The 12,705-nt window shown below is 39.1% G+C and carries 6 protein-coding genes; 4 read left to right on the plus strand and 2 right to left on the minus strand.

Annotated features, from left to right (window positions below; translation table 11 throughout):
- Window positions 1–585: 585 nt before the first annotated feature.
- Window positions 586–2,136, minus strand: a complete 1,551-nt coding sequence (locus EA772_RS13675) for a DUF6377 domain-containing protein (RefSeq protein ID WP_124913695.1) — start codon at window positions 2,134–2,136, stop codon at window positions 586–588.
- A gap of 706 nt (window positions 2,137–2,842) precedes the next feature.
- Here EA772_RS13675 and EA772_RS13680 point away from each other — a divergent pair.
- Together EA772_RS13680 and EA772_RS13685 are read left to right on the plus strand one after the other, a co-directional pair.
- The gene (locus tag EA772_RS13680; protein ID WP_124913696.1) at window positions 2,843–5,827 is read left to right on the plus strand and encodes a SusC/RagA family TonB-linked outer membrane protein; all 2,985 of its coding nucleotides are present in this window, start codon (window positions 2,843–2,845) and stop codon (window positions 5,825–5,827) included.
- Window positions 5,828–5,838: 11 nt separating this feature from the next.
- On the plus strand, window positions 5,839–7,563 hold the full coding sequence (locus EA772_RS13685) for a RagB/SusD family nutrient uptake outer membrane protein (protein WP_246833929.1): 1,725 nt from the start codon (window positions 5,839–5,841) through the stop codon (window positions 7,561–7,563).
- Between the two features lie 665 nt (window positions 7,564–8,228).
- Here the strand turns inward: EA772_RS13685 and EA772_RS13690 are convergent.
- Window positions 8,229–8,786 (minus strand): ester cyclase, encoded by a 558-nt coding sequence (locus EA772_RS13690; RefSeq protein ID WP_124913698.1) that lies wholly within the window; start codon window positions 8,784–8,786, stop codon window positions 8,229–8,231.
- 479 nt (window positions 8,787–9,265) lie between these two features.
- On the opposite strand from EA772_RS13690, the gene EA772_RS13695 reads away from it, so the two are divergent.
- Window positions 9,266–11,992 (plus strand): substrate-binding domain-containing protein, encoded by a 2,727-nt coding sequence (locus EA772_RS13695; RefSeq protein ID WP_246833930.1) that lies wholly within the window; start codon window positions 9,266–9,268, stop codon window positions 11,990–11,992.
- Window positions 11,993–12,040: 48 nt separating this feature from the next.
- Window positions 12,041–12,673: a glycoside hydrolase family 43 protein gene (locus EA772_RS13700; protein ID WP_124913700.1), complete on the plus strand. Its 633-nt coding sequence runs from the start codon at window positions 12,041–12,043 to the stop codon at window positions 12,671–12,673.
- Window positions 12,674–12,705 lie beyond the last annotated feature (32 nt).

The following is a 12,705-nucleotide window of genomic DNA, read 5'->3' on the forward strand; positions in this document are numbered from 1 at the left end:
GGTATTTGCTTCAAAAATCAAGACTATTATTTAAAGTGTTTAGGGATGCCTAACGTAATTACGTCTCATTTATTTGTCATATACTAACAAGCAACTTTTATATTTATATTAAAACCTTTAGTTGGATTACAATTCATAAAGGGAAGAAATAGTTTTTGATAGCCTTGAACAGATAAATAATATCTCAATAGACTTAAATTAAGTGTTAAACAACTTCTTAACTACGAAATTATCGCCGGAGAACCAGAAAATATTAGTTTGGAATGTAAATTTAGAAGCCTTAAGCCTAAAGATCATATAGCATTGCCATCACTCTTATTTTCCAAACCACTACCTCTCTAATTTCACTTGAATACTCATTTCGCTCCGATCAAGGATCGGGATATAGCGGCCAATTAAATATTAAAATCTCCAAATGACAGAAATTAAGTCCCATCATCTCTACCATAACAAGTATAAATTCAGCTTAGCTAAATCTTACGGAAAGATTAAAATCAGTTAATGCCTGAGGCCGCCAATGGAAACAAAAATCAGGATTGAATTAAAAACCAAACTGATTTTTCAGATCGAATATCCGTCGAAAAACTACACTGCCTTAACATTCATTATAGCATGATCGAAAGCTTCAGCAGATAGAGTTGACTTGGCCTTAATTCTCATTTTATAGATATAGATGGTATTGACTGAATATTCAAGGATTTTCGCTATGGAGTCCGTATCCGTAATGCCAAGTCTGATCAGTGCAAAGATTCGAAGTTCGGTTGTCAGAAGTTCAGGTGATTTTGGCCATATTCGATCATTTGGTGGCAGCATGGAATTTAACACCTCTACGAAATTAGGAAAAATACTGATAAAAACCTGATCAAATGTATTGAAGAGGAGTTTCCGTTCCTTTTTAATGTTGATTTCATTAAGGGTATCAAGCGCATCCTTATATCGACCCGTCATGATTTTTCGTTCAACACTTTTCTTTTGCTTATCAAGCTTAATGATGTAGCCCGATATGAGGTCAAAGAAGAATCCTATATATTTTTCGGTAACGGTTGCGTATTCGCGAAGCTTTTCGTTAGTGGTCAGTATGTGTCGGTTGATGTCCTCCAATTCGTTGTTTTTGTCTTCAATGATCTGCTCTTTGACTTTTAGTTTCTTAAGCTGTATGAAGATCATAGACAGCACCAGTGAAATAATTATGGTGATCAGCGAGGTGTACAAGAGATAGTTGAACATCCGGTCTTTTTGCCTTTGGGTTGACAGATTAATTTGGGTTGCGATTTCCGGCAGGATAGATTCGATTTTTAGTTTTCTCAGTCGGTTACCATAAAATCCTGCGTCATCACGCGAATGCTGAATAAACAAATAGGCATTCTGTAAATCGCCCTGATAAAATAATTCCTCTGCAAGCAGTAGCGTTGCCAATGTTTCCTTAGTTGAAGAGCGTATGTCACAGATGGCGGATTCTGCGAGCAAACGAACCCTTTCGTCATGGTCTTTTTCTTTGAGATAAAACGCAGCCATTGCAGTCAGAATCCTGGCCCGATAGTGCAATGAAATTGTATCTTGTTCCAAAATCTCCCTAAATTCTTTTGGAGGCTGTTCAGTTTGTCCGGAAATGACACGCTTATTTCCCCTCATAAATCGTAGCTCAAAGGAATTGGGCTTACATAGGGCAATGGCCGAATCTAAGTTACTAATTGCTTTTTTAACATACTCCGGACTAAAATTCGTATCATTATTATATATAGAGAGGTTGGAATAAGCGCCGGATCTGAGGCAATAAAAATCGTACCTGGTCTTGATGTCTAAATCGCTGGTGTTAATTTCTTTAAGATAATCAAATGTTTCCTTAAAGAGTCCTGCATGCAGTAATAACGATGCCAATTTAATTTTACTCTGATTGACCAGTACACGATTACCTTGGCTGATACTGAAATTAAGCAACTTTGTGCCATATACGAAGGCAGAATCGAATTTGTAGTATTCATATTCATTAAAAAGTGCTGCATAAATTTCAGAATTATTTACTGACTGAGCGGTAAGCATGTTTTTCAAACGCTTGATTTTTGAAAGTTTGACTTTATCATACTCCTCCTTCTTCAATAATTCTTGCTTCAGGTCATTCAGGATACTGTCTGGCATAGCGGAGGACCTAAGGTTAAAAAGCATGAGTGCTGAAATAATACAGAGATAGAGCGATTTCATAGTTGGTTATAGTTACATCAAAATTATGATAAAATGCGAAATACCCGTTTTGTAAATATTTTTTTTACGTTATAAGCTTTCGGGGGCATATTGTTCATGACTCGTTTACTTTAAATGTCTACATCATTTTCATTTAAAGGATTATGCTAGCATCTTCAATCCAAATTGCTCAAGTCCTAAGCGTATTCCGCCTTCTTTTGTGAGCAATTGGTTAAAATGATTTATATAAAATATAATGTTAATGTTTTTATATTGCTGATTGACAATGTTTTGTGTTTTGGTAAAAGCGAAATCTATTATATAAGTAAATCCACTGGATGGAATTACTTTAAATGCTCTTTGTGTTTCTCTATTTTTAGGAATTGGAATTTACTCACGCAATAATGGGCGAATCCAATAATAAATCAACCAAATATTAATTTACAACAATGGCTGCGTTAGGATAAGATTTTGCATAAAAATGTAAGAAATCACCTCGCTCCCAAAGAATCAAAATTTTAAGCCTATGAGTAAACACATCCATAACTGACTCCGACTTAATAGTATGTAAACAGGCTACATGTATCATCAATTCAACATTGATTTGCCGGCCAGTAGTTCAACATTAAAATACAACTAACCAAATCATCCAAACAAAGTTTATATGTACAAAAATTTTATTCAGACAATGATGTTGTGCTGCTTTTGTTTTTATGCCTTTACAGCGAAAGCACAGAACAGAACGATATCAGGAACAGTCACCGACAATGCTGGTAAACTGCCATTACTAGGTGTAAATGTGACCGACAATTTAAAGTCTGCTGTGGCCACAACTAACGATAAGGGATACTTTAGTATTTCCGTTCCGCCTAATGCAAGGTCACTCTCATTTTCCTATATTGGATATGAGACGAAAAACATATCTATTTCCCAAGCCAATACGATAAATGTAACACTCGGCTCTGCTTCAAATCAATTGAACGAGGTTGTTGTAGTAAGCGTAGGTTATGGAACAATAGACAAACGGGAGGTGTCAAGTGCGATCACTCATGTTTCAGGCAAAGATTTATTGACGGTATCTTCTAACAATCCGCTGATGTCCCTTCAGGGCAAGGTTCCTGGTTTAAACATTACCAATACGGCAAGCGCGGATCCGAATTCCAGCCCAAGAATACAACTTCGCGGGGTCTCTTCAAGGAGCGCTGGCTTAGGTCCATTGTATATCATTAACGGCGTGCCAGGAGGCAACATAGACAACATCAATCAAAACGATATAGAAAGCATAGATGTTCTCAAAGGAGGTGCAGCCTCGGCAATATATGGAACCAGGGGGAGTAATGGGGTAATCATAATTACTACAAAAAAAGGAACATCACAATCCCAGATGTTTTATGACGGCTTTACCAGTTTTGATTACCTGAACAATAGGCTGGAAAATCTGAGTGCTGAGGAATTTATTGCAAACCGCGTACAAAACAAACAAGGTCAGAATTACGGCGCCCAAACGGACTGGCTCAAGGAGGTAACCAGATCTCCGGCATTTGCTCAAAAACACACCGTTCAGTTTTCGGGAGGGTCTGCAAAAACTAACTTTTTTGCGTCCGCTGATTACAGAAACGCTGAAGGGATAGATCTTCGGGCAAATAAAAGGGAATACGGAACTAGACTCAATATCAACCATACGACAGACAACGGAATGTTTGTCGCCACTTTAACCGCTGCCCCGAGATATATGAAAACAAGCAATGCTGATCAGGGGAATTTCAACAACGCCTTGACTTTAAATCCAACATATGCAATTTTTAACAGCGCGGGAAAATACAATTTTATCAATACCGGATTTTTTTCCAACAATCCGGTGGAAAATGCTAAGCTGATAAAATCCGAGGCAGAGATCAAGGAAATGGACATCAATGGATCGCTCAAGATGAACATTCTTCCAACGCTGAGCACTTTAGTTACAATATCACAGATCAGCCGTTCAGCTAAAAATCTTAGATTCTCGCCCTCCACGCTTTCTTCCATTGTAAATGCAAACCGGGTCACCCAGACCAACTTTGCATCTCAGGAGCAGCAGGAAGATGATCAGAAAAATATTGAATGGACTGGAAATTATTCGCTTGATATGGGAAAGAATCATTTTAAATTGCTTGGGGGATATTCGTATTCACTATACAACTATAAACAGGTATATGCTCAAAACTATGATTTTCCTTTTGATACTTACCTATGGAACAATCTTGGCTCAGGTTTATACAATGGTGGAGCCATCGGACAGGGCCAGTCCGCTGTATCATCTACGCAAAACGGGTCAACATTAATCGCTTTCTTTGGAAGGTTGAACTACGATTTTGATAACCGGTACATCTTAACAGCCAGTCTGAGAAGAGAAGGTTCTTCAAAATTTGGCAGGAATAATAAGTGGGGTAATTTTCCTGCTGTATCAGCGGCCTGGAGGATTTCTGAGGAAACATTTTTCAAGGAAAAACTTCCCTGGATCAATGAGTTGAAAGTAAGGGCAGATTATGGCGTTACCGGAAATCAGGACTTTGGGAATTACTTGTCATTATTGCTGTATGGTGGTGCCGGATATTTTCCGTTCAATGGACAATATTACCAGGTTTACGGACCATCATCAAATGTTAATCCAAACCTGAGCTGGGAAAAATCCGAAAACTTCAATGTAGGGATCGATTTTTCAATTCTCAAAGGACGGCTGACCGGCTCGATAGATTATTATACGAGAAAGAACAAGGACTTACTTGGGAATTATAACGTATCCGTTCCCCCAAATACACAGGCTACAACTTTCACCAACGTTGGGACAATGAAAAATTATGGTATCGAAGCTGCCCTAAGCGGTCAGGTGATCAAAAATGAAGATTTTGAATATACCGCAAACATTGCTTTATCCTACAACCGCAACAAGTTCATTTCATTCTCCAATGATCTTTATCAGGGGGGAACCTTTCAGGATGTTGCCGGGCTACCTGCTCCGGGCTCGCCGGGAAACATTCAGCGCATTCAGGAAGGACATAGTATAGGAGAATTCTATACCTTGCGTTCAGCCGGTGTAAATGATGCGGGAGCGCTGTTGGTTTATAGAAAAGATGGTTCGATTGTTCCCGCTAATCAGGCAAATAATGATGATAAACAGTTTGTGGGTAACGGTCTTCCGAAATTTATTGCATCTCTGGGAAACACTTTTCGCTACAAACGTTTTGATCTGGGCATCTTTTTGAGGGGAACTTTCGGTTACAAAATTTTTAATACTTCAGCGTTTTACATTGGCACGCCGTCCAGCCAGACCGACGCCAATGTGCTTCAGTCTGCTTATGATACAGCTAGCAAGTATTCCTTGTTAAAGAGTACTTCAACCACCTCAATTGCATCGGATTACTTCCTTGAAAATGGCTCGTTTCTGAAAATTGACAATGTTTCGTTGGGATATAGGCAAAACCTAAATATTAAATATCTTAAGTCTTTCAGGGTGTATGCTGCGGGAAGAAACCTGCACACCTTCACCAAATATACAGGCGGAGATCCTGATCTGGTAGAGGTCAATGGTTTAACACCGGGAGTAAATACGTCCCTGAATTATTATCCATCAACACTCCAGATGATTTTAGGATTACAGGTTAATTTTTAATAAGAAGAAAAATGAAAAATTATAAAATATTGGCGAGTATGATTCTGCTGCTGGCAGTAGCGGGTTGTACCAAACTGGATGAGGAAGTTTACGATAGGGTGGATGCTGAGAACTTTTTAACCAGAAGGGATGACGTGATCAGGGATTTTTTGCGCCCTTTCGAGCACGCTTACTGGAGTATACAGGGAAATGATGTATATGCTGTTGGTGAAAACTCAACCGATGAGATCGGGACATACAACCGTCAGGGAGATTGGCAGGACGGTGGATATTATCAACGAATGCATTATCATACCTGGACACCGCAGGACGGATTTACCAATGGTGCCTGGAGAAACTTTTATCAGGGAATCGTACTTTCCACCAATTCGTTACAGGATATGGAAGGTATAGTGGATCCCGCAAGACTAAATGTTACACCTGCAGAATTAAGCGATTTCAAAGCTGAACTTAGAACCCTGAGAGCGTGGTTTTACCTGCGGGCATTTGATTTTTACCGGAACATTGAAATTGTGACCGATGTGAAAAATACAACACAGGGTGGGGTACAGTCTACTCCTCAGGAAACGTTCAACTACATAGAATCTGAATTAAAAGCCGCTATTCCGGATCTTCCGATCAGGGAGCAGCTTGGCGCAAACGGAATCGGGAGATGGACGAAGGCTGCTGCAGCTACATTGTTGGCCAGATTGTATCTCAATGCGAAGGTGTATACGGGTACTGAAAAGTTTACCGAATGCGAGGCTGTTTGCAGGGACATCATCAGTGGCAAATATGGAACCTATGCATTGGATAGCAGATGGGATGCGCCATTCGATTATACCAACAGTTCGCTAAACTCAGAAGTTATTTATGGCTTTCCTGGTACCCTGGCGCGTACTCACTGGCAATATGATAGTGGCATGTTCTTTTGGGGGATGACATATGATGCTGCTCCGCTCTACTGCGGCTTTACCGATTTCGGAAGATCCAATCCGAGATTTGCACTGCAACCCGGTCGGGATGTCGACAGTGTTGAATATGCCCATGCATTAGGGAAACCTTTTGTGAAATTTCAAAAGTATGCTGATGATTTGAGACTGAAAAAATATAAAAATCTGGGAAACAGTAAAAGAGAGGGGATGTTCCTGTATGGTTATCTACCTTATACGGCCACAGCGAATGGCGTCTCCCGTCCTGATACGGTACGTGGAAACAAAGGACCATATGCGCTTTTTATCCGTGATCAGGTAGGCTTCTTTCTTGCGGCGAAACCTGGCACCAGGATAGCAGATAAGGAATCAAATATGAATCATGCAGATCATAATTCAGGGGTTTTCCTGATTAAATACCCGGTATATCCAACGCCAGATCCCAACCGGATCACCTCAGCCTATGCAGAGATACGTCTGTCTGAAATCTATTATACACTCGCAGAGTGTAGATACCGTGCCGGAGATAAGAATGCTGCTGCAGGGTTTTTAAATCAGGTGAGGCAACGAAACTATCCAGCTGGCTCACCAAGCTTATACACCGCGGGTGGGGCTCAGTTGACGGATCAGGAAATGCTGGATGAATGGGGAAGAGAGTTTATAGGAGAGAATCGCAGAAGAACAGATTTGATTCGTTGGGGAGTATTTAACACCGGTACCTGGTGGGATAAAAAGCCTGATGGGGATAAGCATACAGAAATTTTTCCTATCGGTAGAGATATTTTGGGTGCAAATCCAAAGTTGAAACAGAATCCTGGTTATTAACGGTCGTCGCTGATATTGAGCGATTTAAGATACGGTTAGTTTAGTTGGGTGTTCCCTGTAAAAAGGGAGCACCTTTTTAGACACCACTTTCAGGATTTGAACCAGCTATAAGAAAAAATAGTATTATTTTTTGCCTGGGATGATGAATTTTTATCTTATCCTGATATGAAAGATTCACAGGAGGAAACGTTGCGCGCATACGGGAATATTGATATCTATTTGTTTGATCAGTTGTTGAAGGGAACTTATTTAGCTTCTCTTAAAATTTATTCCTTTCGTTGACTTTACATCTACTACCAGATTCAGATCACTGATTTCGAAATAAAGTTTCTTCCAGGTTTATTGACCGTTATTTCAGTCTGCTGATTGTTTTATAACCGAAAGGGCTGTATATTTTAAACGTTTAACTTCTGGATATCCCAGAAACCGATGTTCTTCCAGTTGGATTCTTTATTCCATATTACACCAAAGCACGGGAAAATGTAGCTATTTGTCTGTTGATAATGTGGAATAATACGATTATTTCTAAAATTAAGAAATTTTCAGGATTAAAGTTGCCCCGTAACTAAACTCGTTTCAGCACACTGTTTCACCTGGCATCCGATGAGATTACAAAGGCACTTATGTCACTATATGTCGGCATTTGGCTATTAGACTCACCATTGTTATTTAGCTTCAACTCCAAGCTGACGAAGATAACTTCTGTTGTCTAATTGGACCCATTCTTCAACCAGTCTCCCCTGGTCGTCAAAACGAAAAATATTCATGAGCTCGCGAATGACACGATGTTTATTTGGTGGGATTTTACCGTAAGGAGCAAGCGTGAACGGCCTGGCAAAAGTTCCCTCAATCCATGTCTGACAGGCGATATAATTCCCTTCACTGATCATCAGTCCTCGCTTTATTGACAGATCGTCAAAAGCGGCACGATAGGATCTAAAATAGCTGTTTAGTTGTGCATAATTACTCTCACGCTTATCAGGTCCATGAAACCTGAAATTCGCGGTATCAAAGTAAGAATGTAGTTCTGCCATATTCTTGCCTGATACTTCAAGTTCTCCTGCTCTTATTAATCGTTTCTTTAGCGTGTCCGAGGGTATATTTTTTTGGTTGGTTTTGCCTGCATCCTTAATAGCGGTTTTATCTGGCTGATCTGGATTGCCGGTGCAACCTATAACGACTGCTATCAAAGCGATAGCCGCCAAATAGTTTATTTTTTTCATGCTTATTTGTTTTCTTTCATTAGTAAATTCATTACCCGGTACTGGTTATCAAACTTTTAAATCTACCCTCAAAGCAATCATCTAAGATACTTTTTAAGCTTATGGTCTTTCCGCTTGGTCTCAAACTCAAATAGCTTCGGAAATATTGTTGTACCGTCAAAAATGGTTAACTAAGTAAATAAATGAAAAATTCGGTATCATTTACGATGATTAAGTAAGCTACTAATATACAGTCAATTATTTGAATTCTGATTGTAAATGTTTGATTTTGTTTCATTGAATCTATGCTCTGGCATCGTATTTCAGCAATCTTGCAAACGGCATACCGAGGATTGTTGTATCTACTATTTTAGATATTATAAATTAGGTTTATATTTAACTCTGATCATAAACCATCTGACCAAGTATTTCGCAATGCCATGAATCAAGCTACTAATTGCCGTCTGAGATTGTTTTTCAATACAGCCATAATATCGTCGTTGTCTATTTTATTGTTCTCGGCCTGTAAACACAAGGATGAAAACAAACCCTACAAAATTGGATTTTCCCAGTGTGTGGCTTCTGATCATTGGCGAAGAACGATGCTTGATGAAATGAAAATGGAGCTTTCGCTCCATTCATCCACTAAATTTATTTACAAAGATGCTGATGGAGACAGCAAACGACAAATTAGTCAGGTCAGAGAAATGCTTCGCTTTGGCCTTGATTTATTGATTATTTCCCCAAATGAAGCTCATCCATTAACGAAAGTGGTAAACGAGGCCCATCAATTGGGGATACCAGTCATTGTGATAGACCGAAAAACATCTTCTCAGCAGTACACCGCTTATGTTGGTGCTAATAATTACGAAGTAGGGAGGTTAGCAGGCGAGTACATGGCGAATGTTGTGCTGAAAAAGAAAGGCAATATTATTGAAGTAATGGGTTTACCAGGCTCATCACCCACCATTGAGCGTTCAAGAGGATTCGCCGATGCTATTCAGAATTATCCACAGATAAAACTTGACCTCCAGGTTTATGGCAACTGGGTCAGAGCAGAAGCGGTTGAACAGTTGAACAAATACACTGCTAAAATTAAAACAGCAGATGCAGTATTCGCTCACAATGATGTCATGGCAAAAGCGGCAAGTGACGTAATCAATAGACTTCATAGCGGCGGTCATATTAAGATAATTGGAGTAGATGCACTCCCAGGTGAGGATGCAGGGCTTGAACTGGTTGCAGGACGTAAACTTACAGCGAGTTTATTATATCCCACCGGTGGTAAGGAAGCCATTAAAGCAGCTTTTGCGATACTGAATCATGATAATTTTTCGAAGGAGAATATATTGCCAAGTTTAGTGATTGACAGTGCCAATGTCGAATTAATGAAGATGCAGTGGGAACGTATCAACAGTCAGCGAAAGGATATAGAAGTTCAGAAAAGTTTGCTTGAGGATCAGTTGGAGATTTATAACAATCAGCGTCTGGTGCTCAATATCATTGTAATAACGCTTGTATTGGTTGTTGTATTTGGAGGGCTTGCGTTTCATGCTTTACTCGAGAACAGAAAGATCAACAAAAGCCTTGAGCTAAAAAATTCGGAAATCCTCGATCAAAAAAATCAATTGTTGGAAATGTCAGAAAAAGCGGAAAAAGCAACAGAGGCGAAACTTAAATTTTTCACAAACATTTCTCATGAGTTTAGAACACCTTTAACCTTAATTATTTCTCCACTGGAAGATTTGCTGGCGGATGAGAAACTTAGGGGAACCATTGGAAAGCAGCTGAATATGATTAATAAAAATGTTTTCAGATTGTTGAAACTGGTCAATGAATTAATAGACTACCGAAAGATTGAACATAATAAGTTTAAATTGAATGTGACCCCTGCTAACATTACCGATTTTCTGAAAGAAGTTATTTCGCACTTCAAACACCTATCGGAAAAAAGAAATATTAGTTTACAGCTATACAGCAAAGAGCCGCAACTGATTTTATGGTTCGATCCAAATATTCTGGATAAGGTTTTTTTTAATCTTTTATCCAATGCCCTAAAATTTACACCAGACAATGGAAGGATCTCTATCCAGCTTTACAAAGACGAGAACGATTTAAATATCACTGTGGAGGATACAGGAACAGGCATGACAGAGGCTGTAAAGAATCATATTTTTGACCCATTTTATCAAGCTGATGAGGTTTGTGCGAGAGGTTCGGGACTGGGGCTTTCGCTTTCAAAGGAACTAATTCAACTCCATCACGGTAGTATCGATGTCGAAAGCGAAAAGTGGAAAGGTACCCGTTTTTTGATTCAGCTTCCGCTTGGAAGAGACTGTTATCCAGAAGGGGAGATGCAACAAAAATTTGTTCAGCAAACAAGGCTTTATGATCAGGTCAAGATCTATTCCAGTGACCTTGATCAAAAAGTCATAAATGAACCCGAACACGTTTTCAACCCATTGAAAGAACATTCCATCCTTATTATCGAGGATAACAAAGATCTACTCAGCTATTTAACTGATAAATTTGAATCAACTTATGAAGTTTACACTGCAAGCAATGGTACCAGTGCCATAAATGCAGCTTATGAAAAGATTCCGGATCTTATTATCTCTGATATTATTATACCGGAGATGACTGGAACGGCACTTGCAAACCGTTTCAAAACAGATATGCGTACCTCACACATTCCAATCATTTTGCTCACGGCAAAAGGGAGCATTGAACAACAGATTGACGGTATTCAAAGCATGGCCGATCTTTATATTACCAAACCCTTTAATTTTGCTTATCTTAAGGCCAATGTCGAGAACCTGATCAGAAATCGCGATATCCTAAGGGAGCATTATACCAGCGATATCAGTGTGCCGGTTAACCGTAAAAATGTGGCCAATGGACTTGATAAAAAGTTTCTAAATGATTTGGCAGGCATCGTGGAGCATAATCTGAGCAATGAAAATTTTAATGTGGAGCACCTTTGTCAGGAAATCGGGGTATCCCGCATTCAACTTTACAGGAAAGTAAAAGCTTTACTGGACACCACGATTACCGAATATATTCTAAACCGGAGGTTGAAAAAAGCAAAATACTATCTTTCACACCATGAATATTCGATTGCTGAAGTGACTTATATGGTAGGTATTTCCTCTCCAAATTATTTTTCAACCGTTTTTAAAACAAAATATGGTTTTACACCCAGCGAATTCAAAAAGTCCGTCAAATAAGTTTGATTAATTTAGTTCATAACATGTTTTTCAGATCAAATTAATAAAATGAATAAATTACTCTACACAATATTTTTATTCAGCCTGTCATTCTCGCTGTTTGGGCAAAAGGCCATGCACGCGGTCATTTCAGGAGATTTTGCTGATCCTTCCGTAATCAAAGTAGGTGAGAAATTCTACGCAGTGGGGACGTCCTCGGAATGGGCTCCCCATTTTCCAATTTATACCTCAGATGATCTATCAAAATGGAAACTAACCGGATATGTTTTCGATCGGGCACCATCCTGGACAAGTGGTTCGTTTTGGGCTCCTGAATACGATTATCACGATGACACTTATTTTATTTATTACACCGCCAGAAAAAAGAAGAATAATGTTTCCTGCATTGGAGTGGCGACTTCAAAATATGCAGATCATGGCTTTGTAGATAAGGGGATTATAATAGAATTCGGGAAAGAGGCGATTGATGCATTTATTGTAAATGAGGATGGAATACGGTACATCAGTTTTAAGGCTTATGGGTTGGATAACAGGCCAATAGAATTACTTAGTTTTAAACTTTCCCAGGATGGCTTGCGAACAGAGGGTGAAGTATTCTCTTTGTTTAAGGATGATAAAGGAATTGGTCTGGAAGGTCAGAGTTTTTTAAAAAAAGACGATTATTATTACCTTTTCTATTAGCAGGAAATTGCTGTGGCAAAGATTGTAGTTAC

Origin of the sequence: Pedobacter sp. G11 (assembly GCF_003860265.1) — a bacterium.
In the GTDB taxonomy this organism is placed as follows: domain Bacteria; phylum Bacteroidota; class Bacteroidia; order Sphingobacteriales; family Sphingobacteriaceae; genus Pedobacter; species Pedobacter agri.

Coding starts and splice junctions, on each gene's coding strand:
- EA772_RS13675 (WP_124913695.1), bottom strand. CDS start 2,136: ATGCCAGACAGTATCCTGAATGACCTGAAGCAAGAATTATTGAAGAAG.
- EA772_RS13680 (WP_124913696.1), top strand. CDS start 2,843: ATGTACAAAAATTTTATTCAGACAATGATGTTGTGCTGCTTTTGTTTT.
- EA772_RS13685 (WP_246833929.1), top strand. CDS start 5,839: ATGAAAAATTATAAAATATTGGCGAGTATGATTCTGCTGCTGGCAGTA.
- EA772_RS13690 (WP_124913698.1), bottom strand. CDS start 8,786: ATGAAAAAAATAAACTATTTGGCGGCTATCGCTTTGATAGCAGTCGTT.
- EA772_RS13700 (WP_124913700.1), top strand. CDS start 12,041: ATGAATAAATTACTCTACACAATATTTTTATTCAGCCTGTCATTCTCG.